The sequence below is a fragment of the Planococcus sp. CP5-4_YE genome (assembly GCF_019042655.1).
Lineage (GTDB): Bacteria > Bacillota > Bacilli > Bacillales_A > Planococcaceae > Planococcus.
On the sequence record NZ_JAHPZO010000015.1, the window covers coordinates 23,717 to 48,911 of the forward strand.

A 25,195-nucleotide genomic window follows, 5' to 3' on the forward strand; every position below is an offset into this window, starting at 1 on the left:
AGCCGTACAGAAACTCGAGACAAAAGGGAGGTAGGCTCCTTGATAGATGTAAATAATTTTGAGTATATGAAAATCGGATTGGCATCACCCGATAAAATTCGCTCATGGTCCTATGGGGAAGTCAAGAAACCAGAAACAATCAACTACCGTACGTTAAAGCCCGAAAAAGACGGTTTGTTCTGTGAACGTATTTTCGGTCCTACAAAAGACTGGGAATGCCATTGCGGAAAATACAAACGTGTCCGTTATAAAGGCGTCGTCTGTGATCGCTGTGGCGTCGAAGTAACCCGTTCAAAAGTGCGCCGTGAGCGCATGGGCCATATCGAGCTTGCAGCACCGGTTTCCCATATTTGGTATTTCAAAGGAATCCCAAGCCGTATGGGTCTTATCTTGGATATGTCCCCGCGTTCTTTGGAAGAAGTTATCTATTTTGCTTCTTACGTAGTAATCGATCCGGCGGATACACCGCTCGAGAAGAAACAATTGCTTTCCGAAAAAGAATATCGCGCATACCGCGATAAATTCGGCAAGAAGTTCCAAGCAGCGATGGGTGCTGAAGCGATCAAACGCCTGCTTCAGGAAATCGACTTGGAACGCGAAACGGATGCGTTGAAAGAAGAACTTAAATCTGCGCAAGGCCAGCGCCGCACACGTGCGATCAAACGCCTTGAAGTAGTCGAGTCTTTCCGTAACTCTGGAAACAACCCGGATTGGATGATCTTGGATGTCCTTCCTGTCATCCCACCGGAATTGCGTCCGATGGTTCAACTTGACGGCGGCCGTTTTGCGACTTCCGACTTGAACGACCTGTACCGCCGTGTCATCAACCGCAACAACCGCCTCAAGCGTTTGCTTGACCTTGGTGCGCCAAGCATCATCGTCCAGAACGAAAAACGCATGCTCCAAGAAGCTGTTGATGCATTGATCGACAATGGCCGTCGCGGCCGTCCAGTTACAGGACCGGGTAACCGTCCATTGAAATCTCTTTCTCATATGTTGAAAGGGAAACAAGGGCGCTTCCGTCAGAACTTGCTCGGGAAACGTGTCGATTATTCCGGACGTTCCGTAATCGTCGTCGGCCCGAACTTGAAGATGTATCAATGCGGCCTGCCTAAAGGCATGGCGATTGAACTCTTTAAGCCGTTTGTCATGAAAGAATTGGTGGAACGCGGGCTCGCTCACAACATTAAGAGCGCGAAGCGTAAAATCGAACGTCTCCATTCGGAAGTTTGGGACGTACTTGAAGATGTCATCAAGGAGCATCCGGTTCTCTTGAACCGCGCACCGACACTTCACCGACTCGGTATCCAGGCATTCGAACCGACACTTGTTGAAGGTAAGGCCATTCGCCTTCACCCACTCGTATGTACGGCTTATAACGCCGACTTTGATGGTGACCAAATGGCTGTTCACGTACCGCTTTCGTCTGAAGCGCAAGCAGAAGCTCGTCTTCTAATGCTTGCTGCACAGAACATCTTGAACCCGAAAGACGGAAAACCGGTCGTAACGCCTTCACAGGATATGGTGCTTGGAAACTATTACCTAACGCTCGAGCGCAAAGGCGCAACAGGCGAAGGGGCTACGTTCTCTGGTTCTGAAGAAGTGTTGATTGCTTACCAAACTGGACATGTGCACCTGCACACGCGCATCGCGGTTCAGGCTGGATCAGTAAACAACCCGACATTTACGGAAGAACAAAACAAAATGCTTCTTTTGACGACAGTCGGAAAAGTAATTTTCAATGAAATTCTTCCGGAGTCGTTCCCTTATATCAATGAACCGACCGATTACAACCTGCAAGTGGAAACACCGGCGAAATACTTCGTTCCAACAACGACCGATGTTCGCAAGCATATCCAGGAGTCAGAGCTTGTAACGCCGTTCAAGAAGAAAATCCTTGGGGAAATCATTGCAGAAGTGTTCAAGCGTTTCCATATTACGGAAACTTCTCGTATGCTTGACCGCATGAAGAGCCTTGGATTCAAATATTCTACACAAGCCGGTATTACGGTTGGTGTGGCAGATATCGTCGTTTTACCTGATAAAGGTGAAATCCTAGTTGAAGCTCAAAATAATGTAGATAAAGTGATGAAGCAATTCCGCCGCGGGTTGATCACGGAAGAAGAGCGCTACACACGCGTTATCTCTTATTGGAGCAATGCAAAAGATATCATCCAGGAAAAATTGATGGCATCTCTTGATACGTTGAACCCGATTTACATGATGAGTGATTCCGGAGCCCGTGGTAACGCGTCCAACTTCACGCAGCTTGCGGGTATGCGCGGACTCATGGCCAACCCGGCCGGCCGCATCATCGAACTTCCGATTAAATCTTCATTCCGTGAAGGGTTGACGGTACTTGAATACTTCATCTCGACTCACGGTGCACGTAAAGGTCTTGCCGATACTGCACTGAAAACAGCTGACTCCGGTTACTTGACACGCCGTCTCGTGGACGTGGCACAAGACGCCATCGTGCGCGAAAATGATTGCGGAACTGACCGTGGTTTGCTGGTTGGTGCACTCATGGAAGGCACAGAAGTCATTGAAGAGCTAGAAGAACGAATTGTCGGGCGCCACGCTAAGAAAACAGTCCGTCATCCAGAAACAAAAGCAGTGATTGTAGAGAGAGACGCACTCATTACGCAAGACTTGGCTCGTCTCGTGATCGAAGCCGGCATCAAAGAAGTGACGATCCGCTCTGCATTCACGTGTAATACAAAACACGGCATTTGCAAAAAGTGCTATGGTACAAACCTTGCAACAGGCGACGAAGTGGAAGTTGGCGAAGCAGTCGGAATCATTGCTGCGCAGTCCATCGGAGAGCCGGGTACACAGCTTACGATGCGTACATTCCACACAGGCGGTGTAGCAGGAGACGATATCACACAAGGTTTGCCGCGTATCCAGGAAATCTTCGAATCCAGAAATCCAAAAGGGCAAGCGGTTATCTCTGAAATCACGGGTACTATTACCGAGGTTGATGAAATCCGCGAAGGCCAGAAGGAAATCACGATTCAAGGCGATGTGGAAACACGCAAATACTTGGCACCTTATAATGCACGTTTGAAAGTTCAAGTAGATGATACAATTCAGCGCGGTGAAGTGCTGACGGACGGCTCTATTGATCCGAAGCAATTGCTTCAGGTTAAAGAAGTCCAATCTGTTCAATTGTATCTATTGAAAGAAGTTCAAAAAGTTTACCGCATGCAAGGGGTAGAAATCGGCGATAAGCACGTTGAAGTTATGGTTCGTCAAATGTTCCGTAAAGTCCGTGTCATTGAAGCCGGAGATACTGACTTGCTGCCAGGTTCTCTTCTTGACATTCATCAGTTCACAGAAGCAAATGAAAAAGCAGTGCTTGCCGGCAATATGCCAGCAACTAGCCGACCTGTTATCCTCGGGATCACGAAAGCTTCCCTGGAAACAGAATCGTTCTTGTCTGCTGCGTCCTTCCAAGAAACGACTCGTGTCCTTACCGATGCGGCGATCAAAGGAAAACGCGACGAGCTTCTCGGCCTGAAAGAGAATGTCATTATCGGGAAATTGGTTCCTGCGGGGACTGGTATGCAACGCTACCGCCAGATCGAAATCGAGCAAAGCGAAAAAGCCCAGCAAGAAGAGATTGTCGGAAGCGAATCATAAGCTAAAAAAATATTCCTGGAGAGCAATGAGCTCTCTGGGATTTTTTTTGATTTTTGGTTGACAGTAACGCATAGTGAATGATAGTATACTAAGGGTTGATGATTATCGATCTTTGCATGTCAGGAACATGATCGTCAGGTACAAAGCAAAAACAGTAAAAGCGTTCAGCTTTGCTGGATGTAGCCTTAAGGCATTACTGGATACCGGTTTTTGTGCGAAATCACAAAGACTTTGTTTTTTACCCAAAAATGAACCACCTGGATATGTGGTATTAGAACACCTTTTGAGAGGAGGAAAAATCGATGCCTACAATTAACCAATTGGTTAACAAGCCTCGTAAACCAAAAAGCACTAAATCAGACTCACCAGCGTTGAACAAGGGGTATAACAGCTTCAAGAAAGCACAGACTAACTTGAGCGCTCCACAAAAACGCGGCGTCTGCACACGTGTTGGAACGATGACACCGAAAAAACCAAACTCCGCATTGCGTAAATATGCGCGTGTACGTTTGACAAACCAAATTGAGGTCAACGCATACATCGGCGGCGAAGGTCACAACCTTCAAGAACACAGTGTTGTTCTTATCCGCGGAGGTCGCGTAAAAGACCTTCCGGGTGTACGTTACCACGTTGTACGCGGAGCACTTGATACTGCTGGAGTAAACGGCCGTATGCAAGGACGCTCTAAATACGGAACAAAACGCCCTAAAGCTAAAAAATAATAACAATGAATTTAACGATAGTTTTCGTTGAAAGGAGGAACATACATGCCTCGTAAAGGTCCTGTAGCTAAACGTGACGTGTTGCCAGATCCGATTTATAGTTCGAAATTGGTAACTCGTTTGATTAACAAATTGATGGTTGACGGAAAAAGAGGTACTTCTCAAAAGATCCTCTACGGTGCGTTCGAACTAATTAAAGAACGCAGCGGGAAAGATCCAATCGAAGTATTCGAACAAGCTTTGGAAAACATCATGCCGGTACTTGAAGTACGCGCTCGCCGCGTTGGTGGTGCTAACTATCAAGTACCAGTTGAAGTTCGTCCAGAGCGCCGTACGACTCTTGGACTTCGCTACCTAGTGAACTACTCACGTCTACGTGGGGAAAAAACTATGGAAGAGCGTCTAGCTAACGAAATTCTAGATGCTGCCAACAACACTGGTGCTTCCGTCAAAAAACGTGAAGATATCCACAAAATGGCAGAAGCCAACAAAGCATTTGCTCATTACCGCTGGTAAATTCTTGCGAAACTTAAAATCTTATTTCGAGACGGAAGGAGAAAGACCATATGCCTAGAGAGTTCTCCTTAGACCATACACGTAATATCGGAATCATGGCTCACATCGATGCCGGTAAAACGACTACTACGGAGCGTATTTTGTATTACACAGGCCGTATCCACAAAATCGGCGAAACGCATGAAGGTGCTTCTCAAATGGACTGGATGGAGCAGGAGCAAGAGCGTGGAATCACGATCACATCTGCTGCGACAACAGCTTCATGGGAAGGCCACCGCGTTAACATCATCGATACTCCAGGACACGTAGACTTCACGGTTGAAGTTGAACGTTCACTGCGCGTACTTGATGGTGCTGTAACGGTTCTTGATGCCCAATCAGGCGTTGAGCCGCAAACAGAAACTGTATGGCGTCAAGCGACAACATACGGAGTACCGCGTCTTGTATTCATCAACAAAATGGATAAAATCGGCGCTGACTTCCTGTATTCAGTAGGCACTCTTCACGATCGCCTGCAAGCTAACGCACATCCGATTCAATTGCCAATCGGCGCAGAAGACGAGTTCTCAGGGATCATTGATCTTGTAAACATGAACGCGCGCTTCTATGCGAACGATTTGGGAACTGAAATCACTGAAGGCGAAATTCCTGAAGAGTACAAAGAGCTTGCTGACGAGTGGCACACGAAACTACTCGAAGGCGTTGCTGAGCTTGATGAAGACTTGATGGAAAAATACCTCGGTGGCGAAGAAATTACTGTTGATGAACTTAAAGCTGCAATCCGTAAAGGAACGCTTGACGTTGAGTTTTATCCAGTAGTTTGCGGAACTGCTTTCAAAAACAAAGGGGTTCAATTGATGCTTGATGCAGTAATTGATTACCTTCCATCACCACTAGATGTACCGCCAATGACAGCACTTCGTCCGGATTCAGACGAAGAAGTATTGCGTAAAGCATCTGAAGACGAGCCTTTCTCTGCTCTGGCATTTAAAGTAATGACAGACCCGTATGTAGGGAAATTGACGTTCTTCCGTGTTTACTCGGGTACTTTGAAATCTGGTTCGTACGTACAAAACTCTTCAAAAGGCAAGCGTGAGCGCGTAGGACGTATCCTGCAAATGCACGCTAACTCCCGCGAAGAGATTGCTGAAGTATACTGCGGGGATATCGCTGCTGCGATTGGCCTGAAAGATACTTCTACAGGCGATACGCTATGCGACGAAAAAGACCAAGTAATCCTTGAGCGCATGGTCTTCCCGGAACCGGTTATCTCACTTTCAGTAGAGCCGAAATCCAAAGCGGACCAAGACAAGATGGGCCAAGCCCTTGCGAAATTGCAAGAAGAAGACCCAACTTTCCGTGCGCACACAGACCAGGAAACTGGTCAAACGATCATCGCGGGTATGGGTGAGCTTCACCTTGATATCCTAGTTGACCGTATGAGACGCGAATTCAACGTTGAAGCAAACGTCGGAGCTCCTCAGGTATCTTACCGTGAGACATTCCGCCAGTCTGCAAAAGTTGAAGGGAAGTTCGTACGTCAATCCGGTGGCCGTGGTCAGTTCGGACACGTTTGGATTGAATTCTCTCCAAACGAAGAAGGTGCTGGCTTTGAGTTCGAAAATGGAATTGTCGGTGGTGTTGTTCCACGTGAATACATCCCAGCAGTTGAAGCGGGTCTTCGCGACTCTCTTGATAACGGTGTTGTTGCCGGTTATCCATTGGTCGACATTAAAGCACGCTTGTTCGACGGATCTTACCATGATGTTGACTCCAACGAAATGGCATTTAAAGTAGCTGCTTCTATGGCACTGAAAAACGCTGTATCGAAAGTTAACCCGGTAATTCTTGAGCCGATCATGAAAGTTGAAATTGTAATCCCTGAGGAATACCTTGGCGATATCATGGGCGACGTTACATCACGCCGTGGACGCGTAGAAGGTATGGACGCTCGCGGAAACGCGCAAGTTGTCCGTTCAATGGTTCCACTTTCTGAAATGTTCGGTTATGCAACAAACTTGCGTTCAAACACGCAAGGACGCGGTGTGTTCTCGATGCACTTTGACCACTACGAAGAAGTGCCGAAATCTATCGCTGAAGACATTATCAAAAAAAATAAAGGCCAATAATTGAATTTTGGTCTTTAATCAAGTATAAATAGTTTGTATGCCCAAACTGCGGTTTTCGGTAGTTCGGGCCATCAAACTACTACTATTAACTTATATTCTGAGGAGGATTTTTCTAATGGGTAAAGCTAAATTTGACCGTTCTAAAACACACGCTAACATTGGTACAATCGGACACGTTGACCATGGTAAAACAACTTTGACTGCAGCAATCGCTACAGTTCTTGCTAGAGCATCAGGCGGGGAAGCTCGTTCTTACGACCAAATCGATAACGCACCTGAAGAAAAAGAGCGCGGTATCACAATCAACACTTCTCACGTTGAGTACGAAACTGAAACACGCCACTATGCACACGTTGACTGCCCAGGTCACGCTGACTATGTTAAAAACATGATCACTGGTGCTGCACAAATGGACGGCGGGATCCTAGTAGTATCTGCTGCTGACGGCCCAATGCCACAAACTCGTGAGCACATCTTGCTTTCACGTCAAGTAGGCGTACCTTACCTTGTAGTATTCATGAACAAATGCGACATGGTAGACGACGAAGAGCTTCTTGAACTAGTTGAAATGGAAGTTCGCGATCTATTGTCTGAATATGACTTCCCTGGCGATGACATCCCAGTCATCAAAGGTTCTGCTCTTAAAGCTCTTGAAGGAGAGTCTGAGTGGGAAGAAAAAATTCTTGAGTTGATGGCTGCTGTTGATGAGTACATCCCAACTCCAGAACGCGACACTGATAAGCCATTCATGATGCCAGTTGAGGACGTATTCTCAATCACTGGCCGTGGTACAGTTGCAACTGGCCGTGTTGAGCGTGGACAAATCAAAGTCGGCGATAACGTTGACATCATCGGTATCAACGAAGAAGCTAAATCTACAACTGTTACAGGTGTAGAAATGTTCCGCAAATTGCTTGACTATGCTGAAGCTGGCGACAACATTGGCGCACTTCTTCGCGGTGTTTCCCGTGACGATATCCAACGTGGACAAGTTCTTGCTAAACCAGGCACAATCACTCCACATACAACTTTCAAAGCGGAAGTTTATGTTCTTTCAAAAGAAGAGGGTGGACGTCACACTCCATTCTTCACAAACTACCGTCCGCAGTTCTACTTCCGTACAACTGACGTAACTGGCGTTTGTAACCTTCCTGAAGGAGTAGAAATGGTTATGCCTGGCGATAACATCGAAATGGATGTTGAGCTTATCTCACCAATCGCTCTTGAAGAAGGTACTAAGTTCTCTATCCGTGAGGGTGGACGTACTGTAGGCGCTGGCGTTGTAGCTTCTATCCAGAAGTAATTCGCTTTTGCCCAAATCCCCTAACTCTTAATGAGTTAGGGGATTTTTTGCGTTCATTTTTAAGTGAGACGGGAACATGTTGATATGGTGGCCTTCAAAGGATCGTGAACCGAATGATTCGCCAATCAAGCTGGAAAAAAAGAAAAGTATTTCATTTTAGTACGCAATATATTGCATTCCTATAAAATATTCAAACTTTTTTAAAAATATTTCAAACCGCACCATGACAGCAATGTAAACGGATACAAATGGTCATAATGTTCAGAATTAGTAAAAAAATCGCATTTTGTTTGTTGACACCCTTTAGAATAGGCGATATGATAGCAACAATTTAACAGAGCAAAGCATTTAGAGTGAAAATCTTCATAAAAAATTTCAGAGAAAGAAGTGGACATCATGACTGAACAAGTTATCTATATGAATGGTGAATTTGTAAAAAAAGAAGATGCCAAGGTTTCAGTTTATGATCATGGCTTCCTATATGGCGACGGAGTCTTCGAAGGCATTCGTTCTTACAACGGAAATGTCTTTCGCTTAGAAGAGCATATGGAGCGCCTTTACGATTCAGCTAAATCAGTGATGCTTGAAATTCCGCACACTTTCGACGAAATGACCCAACTGGTCGTAGAAACGCTTCGGCAGAATAAATTGAAAGATGCCTATATCCGTTTGGTCGTCTCACGCGGAGTGGGGAATTTAGGACTTGACCCATTCAGTTGTGCAGAGCCGAATGTCATTGTCATCGCCGAGCCGCTTTCTTTATTCCCGAAAGCCTTGTACGACAGCGGGATTGAAATCGTCTCCGTTGCTTCTAGAAGAAGCCGCTCAGACGTTCTTAGCCCGAAAGTGAAATCATTGAACTATATGAACAATATATTAGTGAAGATCGAAGCGAGTCTAGCGGGTGTTTCTGAAGCGCTCATGCTCAATGACCAAGGCTATGTGGCTGAAGGGTCGGCTGATAACATCTTCATCGTTCGCAAAAACAAATTGCTGACACCTCCCGGTTACGTGGGGGCACTAGAAGGCATCACCCGTAACGCCATTATGGAAGTGGCGGCCGAAAAAGGCTACCAAATGGAAGAGGGGGTCTTCACGAGACATGATGTCTATGTAGCAGACGAAGTATTCCTGACAGGAACCGCAGCAGAAGTCATCGCTGTCATCAAAGTGGATGGACGGGTGATCGGCGATGGAAAACCAGGGCCAGTCACCAACGATCTTCTTGAAGCGTTTCGCGAGCTGGTCCAGCAAGACGGTGTCAAAGTCTACAACGAAGAACATCTAAATGTTGTATAAGTTCATATGATCAATTCAATGACGAGGTTAAAGCAAATGGAACGCAGTATTTACAGAGAGCCGGGATGGTGGAAGCCGGTAATGCTGCCAGATGCGACATCCCCTCTGAGTGGAATGCTGAAAGGCCAAGGCCCTTTAGGTGTTCCCGGTAACTGCAAGTGATGGGTTATCGTTATCAACGGATAAGAAATTATCCAAGAGGCTGCAAATCGCAGTGAAATAGGGTGGTACCATGAAGCTTTTTCATCCCTATGCAAAGAAGATGTCTTCTTTGTGTAGGGATGGAAAAGCTTTTTCATTTGATACTTCCGAAGACTTAAGAAAAAGGAGGCGGAGAGATTGGGAGTAAACGTAAAGGTCAGAGAAGAGCTCAAACAGGAATTAGCCGGCAGCGGGGCGGACGTATTAATTCAATCTTTGAAACAGCAGGGTGTTGAGATCATTTTTGGCTACCCAGGAGGTGCAGTTTTGCCAATCTACGATGCATTGCATCGAAATCCGATCCGCCACATATTGGCAAGACATGAACAAGGCGCCATTCACGCAGCGGAAGGGTACGCCAGAGTTTCTGGGAAAACAGGAGTGGTCATCGCCACATCCGGACCGGGGGCGACAAATCTTGTCACCGGCATTGCGGATGCCATGCTCGATTCATTGCCGCTGGTCGTTTTCACCGGACAAGTTGCCACTTCAGTCATCGGCACAGATGCTTTTCAAGAAGCAGACATCGTCAGCATCACTCAACCGATTACTAAACACAATTACCAAGTGAAAAAAGCGGAAGACTTGCCGCGAATCATCAAAGAGGCATTCTTCATCGCATCGACAGGACGCCCTGGACCGGTCCTTGTCGACATCCCAAAAGACGTCGCCACCACCCTATTCGCAGGTAAAGAAGAACAAGCAGATGCAGATGTCTACTTGCCGGGATATCAACCGACGATCTCGCCGAATTACTTGCAGATCCAAAAAGCTGTGCAATTGCTGTCCAAGGCGACAAAGCCGGTGATCCTTGCGGGTGCCGGAGTACTAGCAGCAAAAGCTTCCGAAGAGCTTCACGCCTTTGCGGAGCATCATCAGATTCCGATTGTCAATACGCTCCTCGGACTCGGGACAGTCGGTGGCGATCATAAATTGTTCTTAGGAATGGGCGGGATGCACGGAACTTATGCTGCGAACACAGCCATTTGTGAATGCGACGTGCTAATGAACATCGGGGCCCGTTTTGACGACAGGCTCACCGGCAATTTGGCATCATTCGCGCCGAATGCAGAAGTCATTCATGTCGATATCGACCCGGCGGAAATCGGAAAAAATGTCCCGACGGCCATCCCGATCGTATCGGATGCCAAAGCGGCATTGGTGGCACTATTGAAAAGTAATTTCGAAAGCCCGGATACGGCAGAATGGCGAGACCAGCTTCATATGTACAAAGAAGCTTATCCTCTTCAGTATCACCAGAAAGAGCGCGTTGGCATCATGCCTCAGCAAGCCGTTGAATTGATTCACCGATTGACAGGGGGCGATGCAATCGTCACGACGGACGTCGGACAGCATCAAATGTGGACAGCCCAGTATTACCGGTTCAACAATCCGCACAACTGGGTGACCTCCGGCGGACTCGGAACGATGGGCTTTGGTTTTCCAGCAGCGATCGGGGCGAAGTTTGCAAGACCGGAAGAAACGGTGGTGGCCGTGGTCGGCGATGCCGGCTTCCAAATGACTTTGCAGGAATTGTCGCTATTGCAGGAATACCGCTTGCCGGTAAAAATCGTCATCTTGAACAACCAAAGCCTTGGGATGGTTCGCCAGTGGCAAGAAACCTTCTACGAGGAACGCTATTCCCAATCGATGATGCCCGTGCAGCCGGATTTCGTGAAACTGGCAGCTGCTTATGATCTCGATGGCTATAAAGTCGAAACGATGGAAGAAGCGGAAGAAGTATTCAAAAAAGCGTTTGAATCAGATGGCCCAGCGCTCATCGATTGCCGGGTAATCCAACTCGAATGTGTCTACCCGATGGTGGCGCCAGGCAAAGGGCTCAACGAAATGATCGGGGTGAAAGGCGAATGAAGCGAGTAATCACAACGACGGTCATCAACCAGAGCGGCGTCTTGAACCGGGTCACCGGGTTGTTGATGAAGCGTCAATTCAATATTGAGAGCATTTCAGTCGGACATACCGAGCAAGCAGGCATTTCCAAAATGACTTTCGTCGTCAACGTGGAAGATAAAGGCAAGCTGGAGCAATTGCTCAAACAGCTGCAAAAGCAAATTGACGTGCTGAAAGTCAACGACATTACCGATAAGGCGATGGTCATGAGGGAACTCGCGCTGATCAAAGTGGTCGCACCGCCAGCCGCTCGCAGCGAAATTTACAGCATTGTCGAACCCTTCCGTGCGACGGTAATCGATATGAGTAAAAACGTCACCACGTTTCAAGTAACAGGAGACCCTGAGAAAATCGAAGCCTTCATCGATTTGATGAAGCCATACGGCATCAAAGAATTAACAAGAACCGGGGTATCCGCTTTCGTCAGGGAAACACAAAAAGCCCATACACCGCAATTGAACATCCTTTAAACCAAAACCCCAAAACCCGAGGAGGAAATTAAAAATGGCAAAAATGTATTATAACCAAGACGTAAATGATCAGGCTCTAAAAGGACAGACAATCGCGGTGATCGGCTATGGTTCACAAGGACATGCACACGCGCAAAACTTAAATGATTCAGGTTTCAAAGTGGTAGTCGGCGTAAGACCCGGCAAATCATTCGATCAGGCCAAAGCAGACGGACTAGAAGTAGCGACAGTTGCGGAAGCAGCACAAGCAGGCGATGTCATCATGGTGCTTGTTCCGGATGAACGTCAAACACAAATCTACGAAGAGTCGATCAAGCCGCATCTAACGGCAGGGAAATCACTTGTATTCGCACACGGCTTTAACGTTCATTTCAACCAAATCGTGCCGCCGAAAGATGTGGATGTGTTCCTGGTCGCACCAAAAGGCCCGGGGCATCTTGTCCGCAGAACGTTCGAAGCAGGAGCAGGCGTACCGGCATTGTTCGCGGTACACCAAGATGTATCCGGCAATGCGAAAGATACGGCTCTGGCATATGCGAAAGGCGTCGGCGCTGCTCGTGCGGGGATCCTTGAGACAACGTTTAAAGAAGAAACGGAAACCGACCTATTCGGTGAACAAGCGGTTCTTTGTGGCGGGGTGACTTCACTCGTCAAAGCCGGATTCGAGACATTGGTGGAAGCAGGCTATCAGCCGGAACTGGCATACTTCGAATGCTTGCATGAACTGAAGTTGATTGTTGACCTAATGTACGAAGGAGGCATGTCCGGGATGCGCTACTCAATCTCCGACACTGCACAGTGGGGTGACTTCGTATCCGGCCCGCGTATTGTCGATGCCGATACAAAAGCTCGCATGAAAGACGTGTTGACGGATGTCCAAACCGGCAAATTCGCCAAAGGCTGGTTGCTGGAGAATCAATTGAACCGTCCGGAATTCACGGCGATCGAAAATGCGGAAGCGGAACACCAAATCGAACAAGTCGGACGCGAGTTGCGTGCCATGATGCCATTTGTCAATGAAAACAAAAAAACAAAAGAGGTGGCCGCGAATGTCTCAAATTGATATTTTCGATACGACACTACGGGACGGAGAACAGTCGGCCGGGATCAACTTGAATACAGCTGAGAAAATCGAAATCGCCCGCCAGCTCGAACGTCTAGGCGTGACGATTATCGAATCGGGGTTCCCGGCTTCATCGCCAGGAGACTTCGACGCAGTGCAGCGGATCGCAGGTACCGTGAAGAACTCTATCGTAACGGGCCTGTCCCGCTCTATGAAAGCGGATATCGACCGGACATGGGATGCGTTGAAGGGAGCGGAACAACCGCATATCCACATCTTCTTGGCAACATCCCCTATCCATATGGAACATAAATTGATGAAAACACCGGAACAGGTCGTCGACATTGCTGTCGAGTCTGTCCGGTATGCGAAAAAGTTCTTCCCGCTTGTCCAGTGGTCGGCGGAAGATGCTTCAAGGTCCGACCCTGAATTCCTGGCGCACATCATCAAGAAAGTCATCGAAGCAGGCGCTACCACAGTCAATCTGCCGGATACAGTCGGTTATGCGACACCTGAAGAATACGGCGCGATGTTCCGTTATATGACGGAAAACGTGCCGGGCATTGAGAACGTTAAGTTGTCGGCACATTGCCATAACGATTTGGGGATGGCAACGGCGAATACGCTCGCAGCAATCGAAAACGGCGCGACACAAGTCGAAGGCACGATTAACGGCATCGGCGAACGGGCCGGAAACGTCGCATTGGAAGAAATTGCGGTGGCGCTCCATATCCGCAAGCAATTTTACAATATTGAAACCGGCATCAACTTGAACGAGATTAAGCGCTCGAGCCAATTGGTCAGCCAATTGACCGGCAGCATCATCCAACCGAACAAAGCGGTTGTCGGCAAGAATGCTTTTGCGCACGAATCAGGGATCCACCAAGACGGCATGCTGAAAAATCCACTGACGTATGAAATCATCACACCGGAATTGATTGGGGATGCGGCAACCGAACTAGTGCTAGGAAAACACTCCGGCAGACACGCTTTCCGCGACCGTGCAGTCAAGATGGGCTTCGAATTGCCTGACGCTAAATTGAATGAAGCATTTATCGAGTTCAAGAAACTCGCCGACCGCAAAAAACAGATCACCGAAGACGATTTGTTCGTGCTATTGACCGACCAGCAAATCCACGATAGCGAAACGCCGGTCTACGAGCTTGAAAGCGTGCAGGTACAGTACGGCACAGCGAACATTCCGACAGCGACCGCATCAGCGATCGGTCCAGACGGCAATCAAATTCATGAAGCGGCCACTGGTTCAGGGTCGGTCGAAGCGATATTCAACACACTTGAACGTATTGTCGACGGCAAAGTGCATATCCTGGACTACCGCGTGACATCGATCGGCAAAGGCCGTGATGCTCTCGGGGAAGCAGTCATCAATATGAGCTATGACGGCGAAACTGTCACAGGGCGAGATGTTGCCCAAGACGTCTTAGAAGCAACCGCAAAAGCTTATTTCAACGCAGTGAACCGCCAGCTCGTGAAACAGGGAAATAAAACAAAAATCCAAGCCGTATAAAAAAGCAAACCCACAGAGGAGGAATTACTATGGAAAAGACAATCGCAGTATTGCCAGGAGATGGCATCGGACCAGAAGTAACAGAGGCAGCAGTAAAGGTGCTAAAATCCATTGCGATGCGCTATGGCCACACCTTCCATTGGAATTTCGCAGCAATCGGGGGAGCGGCAGTCGATCAATTCGGCAGCCCGCTACCGAAAGAAACCGTTGAAGCGTGTGAAGCGAGCGATGCGATCCTCCTCGGTGCGGTAGGCGGCCCGAAATGGGACCAAAACCCCGCAGAACAACGCCCAGAAAAGGGGCTATTGAGTATCCGCAAACACTTCGATTTGTTTGCCAATGTCCGCCCTGTCAAGGCGGTACCGGCACTTCTCGGATCTTCTCCGCTAAAAGAAGACATCGCCCGTGAAGTGGACATGGTCATCGTTCGCGAATTGACTGGCGGCTTGTATTTCGGTGAACCAAAGCGCCATAACGAAAATTCCGCAGTTGATACACTGGTCTACACACGGGCCGAAATCGAGCGCATTGTCGATCAGGCATTTGAAATGGCCCGCTCGCGCCGCGGCAAATTGGCTTCTGTCGACAAAGCGAATGTCCTTGAATCGAGCAAGCTATGGAGAAAAGTTGTGGAAGAACGCAAGGCGGGCTATCCGGATGTGGAAGTCGAGCATATGCTAGTCGATTCAGCGGCCATGAAATTGATCACCAATCCACGAGCGTTCGACGTTGTGGTGACAGAGAATATGTTCGGCGATATCTTGAGCGACGAAGCATCGGTCATCACAGGCTCGCTCGGCATGTTGCCATCTGCGAGTGTTCGTTCAGACGGTTTCGGCTTGTACGAACCCGTACACGGCTCGGCACCGGACATCGTAGGACAAAACAAAGCAAACCCGTCAGCTGCGATCTTGTCAGCAGCGATGATGCTGCGCCAATCGTTTGGCATGGATTCAGAAGCATCAGCGATCGAAGAAGCGGTCATGAGCGTCCTTGAAGACGGTTATTGCACAGGTGATTTGTCGGCTTGTGGCAATAAAGTCATCTCGACGGAACGCTTCGTAGAGAAAGTCATCGAGGAATTGGAACGGGAATTCGTGTCGGAACACATCATGTTTTCCTACGTGTAATGGAAGGGGCATTCTGCTATGGCAAAAACGATTATTGAAAAAATCTGGGAACAGCATATTGTATTCGAAGAGCCAGGAAAACCCGACTTGCTATATATCGACCTTCATCTTCTGCATGAAGTCACCTCGCCGCAGGCATTTGAAGGCTTGCGCTTGAATGGCCGGAAAGTTCGCCGTCCGGACTTGTGCTTTGCGACGATGGACCATAACGTGCCGACGCGCAACCGCTCAGTGATCAAAGACCCGATTTCCCGCAAGCAAATCAAGACGCTTCAGGAAAACTGCGACGAGTTCGGCGTGCCGCTTGCTGGGATCAATCATCCCGACCAAGGCATCGTCCATGTCATCGGCCCGGAACTTGGCCTCACGCAGCCGGGCAAGACCATTGTCTGCGGCGATAGCCATACGTCGACGCACGGTGCGTTCGGCGCTTTGGCATTCGGCATCGGGACAAGCGAAGTGGAGCATGTCTTGTCGACGCAGACGTTGTGGCAGTCCGAGCCGAAAACGATGGAAATCCGCATCGACGGCAAACTGGGCTTCGGTGTGTCAGCTAAGGACATCATCCTGGCCATCATCTCAACATACGGCGTTGACATGGGAACAGGTCATATCATCGAATACACTGGCGAAGCGATCCGCAACTTATCAATGGAAGAACGCATGACGATCTGCAATATGTCCATCGAAGCGGGTGCGCGCGCCGGCCTTGTTAGCCCAGATGAAACAACAGTCGACTATTTGCGTGGCAGACGAAATGTCCCAGAAGGTGAAGCGTTCGAACGTGAAGCCGAGCGTTGGCTGGCGCTGGCGACAGACGAAGGCGCAAGCTATGATGTGTCGCACACCATCCATGCAGACGACATCTCCCCGTTTGTCACATGGGGCACCAATCCCTCAATGGGCTCAGGTATTGCTGAACACGTGCCGACATCGGCAGATTACGACAAGCAGGAAGACAGAGACGCTCTGCGCCAGGCACTTGCTTATATGCAATTAGAAGAAGGCGCTCCGCTGTCATCGATCGCTATCCAGCATGTCTTTATCGGATCGTGTACGAATGCGCGCCTTAGTGATTTACGGGCAGCGAGTGAAATCGTCAAAGGCAGAACCGTGCATCCGGCGGTCACGGCGATTGTTGTACCGGGCTCTGAGACCGTCAAACGCGCAGCCGAAGCGGAAGGGCTTGACCAAGTGTTTTTGCAAGCAGGCTTTGAATGGCGCGAAACTGGCTGCAGCATGTGCCTAGCAATGAATGAGGATGCTGTGCCGGCAGGAGAGCGCTGCGCGTCTACGTCAAACCGTAATTTTGAAGGACGCCAAGGGGCCGGCTCCATGACGCATTTGGTGTCACCAGTCATGGCAGCTGCCGCGGCAATTGAGGGGCATTTGACAGATGTCCGCAACTATATGAAAGAACCTGTGCCACAGGCATAACGGAAGGAGAGACTGAATGTGAAACCGATCAATGAAATTTCGAGTGTCTTAACGCCGCTCGACCGCAAAAACGTTGATACCGACCAAATCATTTCAAAGGAATTCCTTAAGCGCATTGAGCGCACAGGGTTCGGCAAGTATTTGTTTTACCATTGGCGTTTTAAGGCGGACGGCACTCCTAATCCAGAGTTTGTCTTGAACGACACTCGCTTCCAAAACTCCGAGATCCTTGTGGCGCAGGAAAACTTCGGTTGTGGCTCCTCCCGTGAACACGCTCCGTGGGCGATTTTGGATTACGGTTTTCGGGTAGTTATTGCCCCGAGCTATGCGGATATCTTCTATAATAACTGTGTCAAAAACGGCATCTTGCCGATTCGCCTGCAAGAAGCAGAAGTGACGGCTTTGCTTGAAAAGGGCAAACAAGCTCGATATCGCCTTGATGTTGATTTGAGACAGCAATCTGTCACGGGTGAAGACGGAGCCAGTTATTCATTCGATATCGACCCATACTGGAAAGAAATGCTGTTGAATGGCTGGGATGAGATCTCCCTGACGATTCAATACGATTCCTATATCCAGGCATACGAAGAAAAAACACAGCAAGCCCAATAAAGCACCCGCCGCTTTTCGTCCTGATTCTCAAGACGGGAGCGGTTTTTTTAATGCCACTGAAAGCCATTTCGCTGTGTTGACATCATTGTAGAGATTTGTTACTTTAGTAAAGGACTTTAACGCTTTAGCAAACTAAAGGAGAAATGAACAATGAATGCAGTTATTATCGCTGTGTTAGTAATGCTGGTTCTGAGCTTGCTTCGGGTCAATGTGGTGTTTGCCTTATTGATCGGCGCACTGGCCGGAGGGCTTAGCGGAGGACTTAGCTTCACTGACACACTGACATCTTATACAGACGGACTTGGGGCAGGGGCAACTATCGCATTGAGCTACGCCATGCTCGGCGGATTCGCCGTCGCCATTTCGCGCACTGGCATACCGGAATTGCTCGTTGCGGGTGTATTGAAACTGGTCAATAAAGAAGGAGAGGCGACGCGCGAGAACTTGGCGAAGGCGCTCATTATCTTTGCGCTGTTCGCGATGGCCATCTTCTCGCAAAACCTAATCCCGATCCACATCGCCTTTATCCCGCTTCTTGTGCCGCCGATTCTGCACATCCTGAATGAATTGCGCATCGACCGTCGGCTTATCGCCTCCGTCCTGACATTCGGCCTGACAGCGCCGTATATTTTATTGCCGTATGGCTTTGGCTTGATCTTCCACGAGATCCTCGCCACGCAGATGGAGCTCGCGGGCATGCCGATCGATATGGCGGATATCCCAAAAGCGATGGCGCTGCCGGTTGCAGGATTGTTCCTCGGCTTAGTCGTCGCAGTTTTCATCTCTTACCGCAAGCCGCGCGATTATCGTGAAGTAAGAGCGGCTAGTACTATAGAAGAAACTCCAAAACGGACCGCTTCTGTCAAAGACATTATCGTGACCGTGATCGCCTTGATCGCGGCACTCTTCGCACAGATTCAAAGCGATTCGATGATTATCGGCGCGCTCGCTGGTATCCTAATCCTTTATGTCTTCGGTGCAATGAAATGGAAAGAAGCGGATGACGTGCTAACAGCAGGCATGCGCATGATGGCATTCATCGGTTTTGTCATGATCTCAGCGAACGGTTTCGCATCGGTCATTCAAGCGACGGGAGCGATCGACACATTGGTCGAGAACGCAGCGGCCATCTTCGGAGACAATAAAGGGCTAGCGGCACTTGCTATGCTGATTGTCGGGTTGTTTGTTACGATGGGCATCGGTTCCTCATTCTCGACGATTCCGATTATCGCCGCGATATTCGTCCCGCTCAGTATCGAGTTCGGGTTCTCGACGATGGCCATCATCGCCTTGATCGGAACAGCGGGCGCGCTGGGTGACGCCGGGTCGCCAGCTTCCGACTCAACGCTTGGACCAACCGCCGGACTCAACGTCGACGGCCAGCACAATCACATCTGGGATACGGTCGTTCCGACATTCCTTCATTACAATATTCCGCTTGTATTATTCGGTTGGATTGCTGTTATGTTCCTCGGTTGAGTCCGAAAGATTTCGACTATTACCGTATCGGTTGAAACTGAAAAGAATCCTGCTATACTAGATAAAGCGAATGAAAAAGAATTTCGTGCAAAGTCTTGCGGAATTCTTTTTTATTTTGTATAATGGTGAATGTTGGTCTTTGACTGCGTAGAAGCGAGAGGTTACCGACACACCCGGCCGCTTTGCCATGGCGAGTGTGAGGAAAATTTTCGTGGAGAAGTCTATCCCAAAAATAGGCGAAAAGGGAGGGAAAATAATGGCAAAACAAAAAATTCGTATCCGTTTGAAAGCATATGATCATAGAATCTTGGATCAGTCTGCTGAAAAGATTGTTGAAACTGCTAAACGTTCAGGTGCTAGCGTATCAGGTCCGATACCGTTGCCGACTGAGAAGTCTGTTTACACAATCTTGCGAGCTGTCCACAAATACAAAGATGCTCGCGAACAATTCGAAATGCGCACACACAAACGTCTGATCGATATCGTTAACCCGACACCACAGACTGTTGACGCGCTAATGAAACTGGATCTACCATCCGGCGTTGATATTGAAATCAAACTATAATTGGTAAACAAAAATAATAAACATAAAATTTTGCAGGAGGTGTGACGACATGACCAAAGGAATCTTAGGTAGAAAAATCGGTATGACGCAAGTTTTTGCTGAGAACGGTGATTTGATCCCTGTAACTGTAATCGAAGCTGCTCCAAACGTAGTGCTTCAGAAAAAAACAGTTGAAGTGGATGGCTACGAATCGGTACAACTTGGTTTTGATGACAAACGCGAAAAGCTTTCGAACAAACCAGAGAAAGGCCACGTAGCAAAAGCAAACACTGCTCCTAAGCGCTTCATTCGCGAACTTCGCAATGTAAACTTAGCTGATTACGAGATTGGTCAGGAAGTCAAAGTAGATGTATTCGCAGAAGGCGATGTAGTAGATGTAACAGGAACTACGAAAGGTAAAGGTTTCCAAGGTGTTATTAAACGCCACGGACAATCACGCGGACCGATGACTCACGGTTCACGTTACCACCGTCGTCCTGGTTCAATGGGGCCTGTTGCTCCGAACCGCGTATTCAAACAGAAGAAATTGCCTGGTCAAATGGGCGGCAACACGGTCACTATCCAAAACCTTCACATCGTGAAAGTGGATGCTGAGCGCAACTTGCTTCTTATTAAAGGGAATGTTCCTGGCGCACGCAAATCATTAATCCGTGTTAAGTCGGCTATCAAAGCTAACTAATCACATTTAAGGGAAGGAGGAAACAAGAATGCCTAAAGTAGCGTTACTAAACCAAACTGGTTCACAAGTTGGCGATATCGAATTGAACGATCTTGTCTTCGGCATTGAACCAAATGAATCTGTACTTTTCGATGCAGTCGTTGCACAACGTGCTTCATTGCGTCAAGGTAACCATAAAGTTAAAAACCGTTCTGAAGTAGCTGGTGGCGGAAGAAAGCCATGGAAGCAAAAAGGAACTGGACGTGCTCGTCAAGGTTCGATCCGTTCACCACAATGGCGCGGAGGCGGAGTCGTATTCGGCCCAACACCACGCAGCTATAGCTACAAACTTCCGAAAAAAGTCCGTCGCTTGGCTCTTCGTTCTGCATTGTCTTCGGCTCTAGCAAACGAAAACCTGATGGTACTTGAAGGATTGGCTTTCGATGCACCGAAAACAAAGGAATTCACGAAACTCGTGACTGACTTGTCTGTCGGCAAGAAAGCATTGTTCGTAACAGCTGACCTTGATGAAAACGTCGCACTATCTGCGCGTAACATCAAAGGCATGACAGTTGTTCCGGCAAACGGTATCAACGTATTGGACTTGCTTGGCCATGACAAAGTTGTCATGACTAAAGGAGCCGTAGAAAAAATCGAGGAGGTGCTTGGTTAATGGAAGCACGTGACATTCTAAAGCGTCCAGTCATTACCGAGCGTTCTTCTGAGGTAATGGCGGAGAAGAAGTACACTTTTGAAGTGGACGTTCGCGCTAACAAAACTCAAGTTAAACATGCAGTTCAAGAAGTCTTCGGCGTTCAAGTTGAGAAAGTCAACATCATGAACTACAAAGGCAAATTCAAACGCATGGGCAAACACGCAGGCTACACGAACAAACGCCGTAAAGCGATCGTGAAATTGACTGCTGATTCAAAAGACATCGAACTATTCGAAATGTAATTGTATAAGTTCTGAACAAGAACTAATCAAAGAAGGAGGGAAACAACGTGGGGATTAGAAAATACAAACCTACCACTAACGGTCGTCGTAACATGACTAGTTCGGATTTCGCTGAAATCACAACGAACAAGCCTGAAAAGTCGCTTTTGCAACCGACGAAGCGTAAAGGCGGCCGTAATAACCAAGGTAAAATCACTGTACGCCACCACGGGGGCGGACATAAGCGCCAATACCGCGTGATCGATTTTAAACGTAACAAAGATGGCATTCCAGGTCGCGTTGCTACGATCGAATACGATCCGAACCGTTCTGCAAACATCGCACTTATCCATTACGCTGACGGAGAAAAACGTTACATCCTTGCACCTAAAGGTGTTCAGGTTGATACGCAAATCATGTCAGGACCAGAAGCAGACATCAAAGCAGGTAATGCTTTGCCGTTGCTTAACATCCCAATGGGTTCTACTATCCACAACATCGAGTTGAAACCAGGCGGAGGCGGCCAATTGGTACGTTCTGCAGGAGCTTCAGCACAGGTGCTTGGTAAAGAAGGAAAATACGTAACAGTTCGCTTGCAATCAGGCGAAGTTCGCATGATCCTTGCAACTTGCCGCGCAACTATCGGGGCTGTCGGAAACGAACAGCACGAATTGATCAACATCGGTAAAGCAGGACGTAACCGCTGGAAGGGCAATCGCCCAACTGTCCGCGGATCTGTCATGAACCCGAACGATCACCCACACGGTGGTGGTGAAGGACGTTCGCCAATCGGACGTAAATCTCCAATGTCTCCATGGGGCAAACCAACTCTTGGATACAAAACACGTAAGAAAACGAACCAATCCGATAAATTCATCGTACGTCGCCGCAAAAAATAATTTGATTTCGCTGCGGTTCGTCGAAAGAACCGTGGTGCAATCACGAAGGGAGGATCCCAAATGGGTCGCAGCTTGAAAAAAGGACCTTTTGTAGACGATCATCTTATGAAGAAAGTCGAAGCGCAAAAGGAATCTGAGAAAAAACAAGTGATCAAAACTTGGTCTCGCCGTTCTACAATTTTCCCGACATTCATCGGGCTAACAATTGCAGTATACGATGGCCACAAACACATCCCTGTATACGTGACTGAAGATATGGTAGGCCATAAACTTGGTGAATTTGCCCCAACGCGCAAATACGCAAGCCATGGTGCAGACGATAAGAAAACAAGACGTTAATTGAGAGGAGGATTTCCCCATGCAAGCAAAAGCTGTTGCTAGAACAGTACGTATTGCTCCTCGTAAAGTCCGTTTAGTAGTAGATTTAATCCGAGGCAAGCAAATCGGTGAAGCGGTCGCGATTTTGAACCACACTCCTAAAGCAGCATCCATTGTTGTTGAGAAGTTGTTGAAATCTGCAGCTGCTAACGCTGAACACAATTACGAAATGAACATCGAGAACCTTGTCATCAGCGAAGTATTCGTTGACGAAGGGCCGACTTTGAAGCGTTTCCGTCCACGTGCAATGGGACGCGCAAGCGCGATCAACAAACGCACAAGCCACATCACACTAGTGGTATCTGAGAAGAAGGAGGGATAATTCGTGGGACAAAAAATTCATCCAATTGGAATGCGAATCGGAATCATCCGTGATTGGGAGTCAAAATGGTACGCTGAAAAAGACTACGCGACACTCCTTCACGAAGATTTGAAGATCCGTGAATACATCGAAACACGTTTGAAAGAAGCTTCAGTTTCGAAAATCGAAATCGAACGCGCTGCAAACCGTGTGAACGTTACAATCCACACTGCTAAGCCAGGTATGGTAATCGGTAAAGGTGGCTCTGAAGTAGAAGTACTTCGTACGCAACTGAACTCGATGACTGGCAAGCGTGTACACATCAACATCGTAGAAATCAAACGAGCTGACCTTGATGCGAAATTGGTCGCTGAAGGAATCGCACGTCAACTAGAAAACCGTGCATCTTTCCGTCGTGCTCAAAAACAAACGATCCAACGTACAATGCGTTCAGGCGCTAAAGGGATCAAAACTCAAGTATCTGGACGTCTAGGCGGAGCTGACATTGCCCGTGCTGAGTCCTACAGCGAAGGAACTGTTCCGCTCCATACATTGCGCGCAGACATCGACTACGCACACGCTGAAGCAGACACTACTTATGGTAAGCTTGGCGTAAAAGTATGGATCTATCGCGGTGAAGTCCTTCCAACCAAGAAGAAATCTGAGGAAGGAGGCAAATAATATGTTATTGCCAAAACGCGTAAAATATCGTCGTGAACACCGTGGCAAGATGCGCGGAGAAGCGAAAGGCGGCAAAGAAGTCGCATTCGGCGAATATGGCCTGCAGGCTCTTGAGTCTTCATGGATCACTAACCGCCAAATCGAATCTGCCCGTATCGCTATGACTCGTTACATGAAACGTGGCGGTAAAGTGTGGATCAAGATTTTCCCGCACAAGCCATACACGAAAAAGCCTCTTGAAGTACGGATGGGTTCCGGTAAAGGTTCACCTGAAGGCTGGGTAGCTGTAGTAAAAACTGGTAAAATTATGTTCGAAATCGCTGGAGTATCTGAAGAAGTTGCACGCGAAGCATTGCGTCTTGCCTCTCACAAATTGCCAGTGAAAACGAAATTCGTAAAACGCGAAGAAATTGGTGGTGAATCGAATGAAAGCTAATGAAATCCGTGACCTAACCACTGCTGAAATCGAACAAAAAGTGAAATCACTGAAAGAAGAGCTTTTCAACCTTCGCTTCCAATTGGCTACTGGTCAATTAGAAAACACTGCTCGCATCCGCGAAGTACGTAAAGCGATTGCCCGTATGAAAACCGTGATTCATGAAAGAGAACTCAGTGGCAACAACTGATAATTCGAGAGGAGGTTGCAAGTATGTCTGAGCGTAACCAACGCAAAGTATACACAGGCCGCGTCGTGTCTGACAAAATGGATAAAACCGTTACAGTAATGGTTGAAACTCAAAAAAAGCACGCGCTTTATGGCAAACGTGTAAAATACTCTAAGAAATTCAAGACTCATGATGAGAACAACGAAGCGAAAATGGGCGACATCGTTCGCATCATGGAAACTCGTCCACTATCAGCTACGAAACGTTTCCGTTTAGTGGAAGTCGTCGAAAAAGCTGTCATCATCTAATTTAAATAAGTTCGGAATCCTAAAAGTTCCGGAGGGAGGTTACCTAAGTGATCCAACAGGAAAGTCGTTTAAAAGTTGCAGACAACTCGGGTGCTCGTGAAGTACTTACGATTAAAGTGCTTGGTGGTTCTGGTCGCAAGACAGCAAACATCGGTGACGTAATCGTTTGTACCGTGAAAAAAGCAACACCAGGTGGCGTTGTTAAGAAGGGTGAAGTCGTTAAGGCTGTCATCGTTCGCACGAAAAGCGGAGCTCGCCGTAAAGACGGTACTTACATCAAATTTGATGAAAATGCATGTGTGATTATCCGCGACGATAAAGGTCCACGCGGAACACGTATCTTCGGACCAGTTGCACGTGAACTTCGTGACAACAACTTCATGAAGATCGTTTCACTTGCTCCTGAAGTTCTATAAAAC

At 48.0% G+C, this 25,195-nt stretch carries 26 protein-coding genes; all 26 read left to right on the plus strand.

Annotated features, from left to right (window positions below; genetic code table 11):
- The first annotated feature begins 39 nt into the window (after positions 1-39).
- The 26 genes from rpoC (at position 40) to rplN (ending at position 25,192) form a co-directional block, all read left to right on the plus strand.
- A complete protein-coding gene (rpoC, locus tag KTG14_RS14510) occupies positions 40-3,645 on the plus strand; it encodes a DNA-directed RNA polymerase subunit beta' (protein ID WP_216971600.1) in 3,606 nt (1,201 codons plus the stop codon).
- Positions 3,646-3,947: 302 nt separating this feature from the next.
- Positions 3,948-4,367: a 30S ribosomal protein S12 gene (gene rpsL / locus KTG14_RS14515; RefSeq protein ID WP_068459672.1), complete on the plus strand. Its 420-nt coding sequence runs from the start codon at positions 3,948-3,950 to the stop codon at positions 4,365-4,367.
- A gap of 45 nt (positions 4,368-4,412) precedes the next feature.
- Positions 4,413-4,883, plus strand: a complete 471-nt coding sequence (rpsG, locus tag KTG14_RS14520; RefSeq protein ID WP_058382176.1) for a 30S ribosomal protein S7 — start codon at positions 4,413-4,415, stop codon at positions 4,881-4,883.
- A 50-nt stretch (positions 4,884-4,933) separates the two neighbouring features.
- A complete protein-coding gene (fusA, locus tag KTG14_RS14525) occupies positions 4,934-7,012 on the plus strand; it encodes an elongation factor G (protein WP_216971601.1) in 2,079 nt (692 codons plus the stop codon).
- A 115-nt stretch (positions 7,013-7,127) separates the two neighbouring features.
- A complete protein-coding gene (gene tuf / locus KTG14_RS14530) occupies positions 7,128-8,315 on the plus strand; it encodes an elongation factor Tu (protein ID WP_068459676.1) in 1,188 nt (395 codons plus the stop codon).
- A gap of 396 nt (positions 8,316-8,711) precedes the next feature.
- Positions 8,712-9,614, plus strand: coding sequence for a branched-chain-amino-acid transaminase (gene ilvE, locus KTG14_RS14535; protein WP_216971602.1), 903 nt, complete (start codon positions 8,712-8,714; stop codon positions 9,612-9,614).
- 339 nt (positions 9,615-9,953) lie between these two features.
- Positions 9,954-11,687 (plus strand): biosynthetic-type acetolactate synthase large subunit, encoded by a 1,734-nt coding sequence (gene ilvB, locus KTG14_RS14540; RefSeq protein WP_216971603.1) that lies wholly within the window; start codon positions 9,954-9,956, stop codon positions 11,685-11,687.
- Positions 11,684-12,196: an acetolactate synthase small subunit gene (gene ilvN / locus KTG14_RS14545; protein ID WP_216971604.1), complete on the plus strand. Its 513-nt coding sequence runs from the start codon at positions 11,684-11,686 to the stop codon at positions 12,194-12,196. The genes ilvB and ilvN overlap by 4 nt, the downstream gene beginning before the upstream one ends.
- Before the next feature lie 34 nt (positions 12,197-12,230).
- Positions 12,231-13,259, plus strand: a complete 1,029-nt coding sequence (gene ilvC, locus KTG14_RS14550) for a ketol-acid reductoisomerase (RefSeq protein WP_216971605.1) — start codon at positions 12,231-12,233, stop codon at positions 13,257-13,259.
- A complete protein-coding gene (locus tag KTG14_RS14555; RefSeq protein ID WP_068489157.1) occupies positions 13,246-14,787 on the plus strand; it encodes a 2-isopropylmalate synthase in 1,542 nt (513 codons plus the stop codon). Before ilvC ends, KTG14_RS14555 begins: the two co-directional genes overlap by 14 nt.
- A gap of 29 nt (positions 14,788-14,816) precedes the next feature.
- Entirely contained in the window at positions 14,817-15,917 is a 1,101-nt protein-coding gene (gene leuB, locus KTG14_RS14560) for a 3-isopropylmalate dehydrogenase (protein ID WP_216971606.1), read from the plus strand.
- Positions 15,918-15,935: 18 nt separating this feature from the next.
- Positions 15,936-17,354: a 3-isopropylmalate dehydratase large subunit gene (gene leuC / locus KTG14_RS14565; RefSeq protein WP_216971607.1), complete on the plus strand. Its 1,419-nt coding sequence runs from the start codon at positions 15,936-15,938 to the stop codon at positions 17,352-17,354.
- Between the two features lie 18 nt (positions 17,355-17,372).
- Positions 17,373-17,966 carry a 3-isopropylmalate dehydratase small subunit gene (leuD, locus tag KTG14_RS14570; protein WP_216971608.1) on the plus strand — a complete coding sequence of 198 codons (594 nt, stop codon included), beginning with the start codon at positions 17,373-17,375 and terminating at the stop codon, positions 17,964-17,966.
- Positions 17,967-18,116: 150 nt separating this feature from the next.
- A complete protein-coding gene (locus KTG14_RS14575) occupies positions 18,117-19,445 on the plus strand; it encodes a Na+/H+ antiporter family protein (protein ID WP_216971609.1) in 1,329 nt (442 codons plus the stop codon).
- Between the two features lie 256 nt (positions 19,446-19,701).
- The gene (gene rpsJ, locus KTG14_RS14580; RefSeq protein WP_068459695.1) at positions 19,702-20,010 is read left to right on the plus strand and encodes a 30S ribosomal protein S10; all 309 of its coding nucleotides are present in this window, start codon (positions 19,702-19,704) and stop codon (positions 20,008-20,010) included.
- A 49-nt stretch (positions 20,011-20,059) separates the two neighbouring features.
- On the plus strand, positions 20,060-20,689 hold the full coding sequence (rplC, locus tag KTG14_RS14585) for a 50S ribosomal protein L3 (protein ID WP_058382164.1): 630 nt from the start codon (positions 20,060-20,062) through the stop codon (positions 20,687-20,689).
- 28 nt (positions 20,690-20,717) lie between these two features.
- Complete coding sequence (gene rplD, locus KTG14_RS14590; RefSeq protein ID WP_068459697.1) at positions 20,718-21,341, plus strand: 50S ribosomal protein L4; 624 nt, start codon at positions 20,718-20,720, stop codon at positions 21,339-21,341.
- Positions 21,341-21,625, plus strand: a complete 285-nt coding sequence (gene rplW / locus KTG14_RS14595) for a 50S ribosomal protein L23 (RefSeq protein ID WP_058382162.1) — start codon at positions 21,341-21,343, stop codon at positions 21,623-21,625. The genes rplD and rplW overlap by 1 nt, the downstream gene beginning before the upstream one ends.
- A gap of 47 nt (positions 21,626-21,672) precedes the next feature.
- Entirely contained in the window at positions 21,673-22,503 is an 831-nt protein-coding gene (gene rplB, locus KTG14_RS14600; protein ID WP_211652857.1) for a 50S ribosomal protein L2, read from the plus strand.
- Between the two features lie 60 nt (positions 22,504-22,563).
- Complete coding sequence (rpsS, locus tag KTG14_RS14605) at positions 22,564-22,842, plus strand: 30S ribosomal protein S19 (RefSeq protein ID WP_058382160.1); 279 nt, start codon at positions 22,564-22,566, stop codon at positions 22,840-22,842.
- Positions 22,843-22,861: 19 nt separating this feature from the next.
- Positions 22,862-23,203 (plus strand): 50S ribosomal protein L22, encoded by a 342-nt coding sequence (gene rplV / locus KTG14_RS14610; RefSeq protein WP_058382159.1) that lies wholly within the window; start codon positions 22,862-22,864, stop codon positions 23,201-23,203.
- Positions 23,204-23,206: 3 nt separating this feature from the next.
- On the plus strand, positions 23,207-23,863 hold the full coding sequence (gene rpsC / locus KTG14_RS14615; protein ID WP_068459703.1) for a 30S ribosomal protein S3: 657 nt from the start codon (positions 23,207-23,209) through the stop codon (positions 23,861-23,863).
- A 1-nt stretch (position 23,864) separates the two neighbouring features.
- Positions 23,865-24,299, plus strand: a complete 435-nt coding sequence (gene rplP, locus KTG14_RS14620; RefSeq protein WP_058382157.1) for a 50S ribosomal protein L16 — start codon at positions 23,865-23,867, stop codon at positions 24,297-24,299.
- Entirely contained in the window at positions 24,289-24,489 is a 201-nt protein-coding gene (gene rpmC, locus KTG14_RS14625; protein ID WP_058382156.1) for a 50S ribosomal protein L29, read from the plus strand. Before rplP ends, rpmC begins: the two co-directional genes overlap by 11 nt.
- A 23-nt stretch (positions 24,490-24,512) precedes the next feature.
- On the plus strand, positions 24,513-24,776 hold the full coding sequence (gene rpsQ, locus KTG14_RS14630) for a 30S ribosomal protein S17 (RefSeq protein WP_068459705.1): 264 nt from the start codon (positions 24,513-24,515) through the stop codon (positions 24,774-24,776).
- Positions 24,777-24,823: 47 nt separating this feature from the next.
- Positions 24,824-25,192, plus strand: a complete 369-nt coding sequence (gene rplN, locus KTG14_RS14635) for a 50S ribosomal protein L14 (protein ID WP_033542790.1) — start codon at positions 24,824-24,826, stop codon at positions 25,190-25,192.
- Positions 25,193-25,195: the final 3 nt, after the last annotated feature.

What these genes read in the sequence shown, in the direction of transcription:
- rpsL (WP_068459672.1), top strand. Translation starts at nt 3,948, where the DNA reads ATGCCTACAATTAACCAATTGGTTAACAAGCCTCGTAAACCAAAAAGC.
- rpsG (WP_058382176.1), top strand. Translation starts at nt 4,413, where the DNA reads ATGCCTCGTAAAGGTCCTGTAGCTAAACGTGACGTGTTGCCAGATCCG.
- fusA (WP_216971601.1), top strand. Translation starts at nt 4,934, where the DNA reads ATGCCTAGAGAGTTCTCCTTAGACCATACACGTAATATCGGAATCATG.
- tuf (WP_068459676.1), top strand. Translation starts at nt 7,128, where the DNA reads ATGGGTAAAGCTAAATTTGACCGTTCTAAAACACACGCTAACATTGGT.
- ilvE (WP_216971602.1), top strand. Translation starts at nt 8,712, where the DNA reads ATGACTGAACAAGTTATCTATATGAATGGTGAATTTGTAAAAAAAGAA.
- ilvN (WP_216971604.1), top strand. Translation starts at nt 11,684, where the DNA reads ATGAAGCGAGTAATCACAACGACGGTCATCAACCAGAGCGGCGTCTTG.
- ilvC (WP_216971605.1), top strand. Translation starts at nt 12,231, where the DNA reads ATGGCAAAAATGTATTATAACCAAGACGTAAATGATCAGGCTCTAAAA.
- KTG14_RS14555 (WP_068489157.1), top strand. Translation starts at nt 13,246, where the DNA reads ATGTCTCAAATTGATATTTTCGATACGACACTACGGGACGGAGAACAG.
- leuB (WP_216971606.1), top strand. Translation starts at nt 14,817, where the DNA reads ATGGAAAAGACAATCGCAGTATTGCCAGGAGATGGCATCGGACCAGAA.
- leuC (WP_216971607.1), top strand. Translation starts at nt 15,936, where the DNA reads ATGGCAAAAACGATTATTGAAAAAATCTGGGAACAGCATATTGTATTC.
- KTG14_RS14575 (WP_216971609.1), top strand. Translation starts at nt 18,117, where the DNA reads ATGAATGCAGTTATTATCGCTGTGTTAGTAATGCTGGTTCTGAGCTTG.
- rpsJ (WP_068459695.1), top strand. Translation starts at nt 19,702, where the DNA reads ATGGCAAAACAAAAAATTCGTATCCGTTTGAAAGCATATGATCATAGA.
- rplC (WP_058382164.1), top strand. Translation starts at nt 20,060, where the DNA reads ATGACCAAAGGAATCTTAGGTAGAAAAATCGGTATGACGCAAGTTTTT.
- rplD (WP_068459697.1), top strand. Translation starts at nt 20,718, where the DNA reads ATGCCTAAAGTAGCGTTACTAAACCAAACTGGTTCACAAGTTGGCGAT.
- rplW (WP_058382162.1), top strand. Translation starts at nt 21,341, where the DNA reads ATGGAAGCACGTGACATTCTAAAGCGTCCAGTCATTACCGAGCGTTCT.
- rpsS (WP_058382160.1), top strand. Translation starts at nt 22,564, where the DNA reads ATGGGTCGCAGCTTGAAAAAAGGACCTTTTGTAGACGATCATCTTATG.
- rplV (WP_058382159.1), top strand. Translation starts at nt 22,862, where the DNA reads ATGCAAGCAAAAGCTGTTGCTAGAACAGTACGTATTGCTCCTCGTAAA.
- rplP (WP_058382157.1), top strand. Translation starts at nt 23,865, where the DNA reads ATGTTATTGCCAAAACGCGTAAAATATCGTCGTGAACACCGTGGCAAG.
- rpmC (WP_058382156.1), top strand. Translation starts at nt 24,289, where the DNA reads ATGAAAGCTAATGAAATCCGTGACCTAACCACTGCTGAAATCGAACAA.
- rpsQ (WP_068459705.1), top strand. Translation starts at nt 24,513, where the DNA reads ATGTCTGAGCGTAACCAACGCAAAGTATACACAGGCCGCGTCGTGTCT.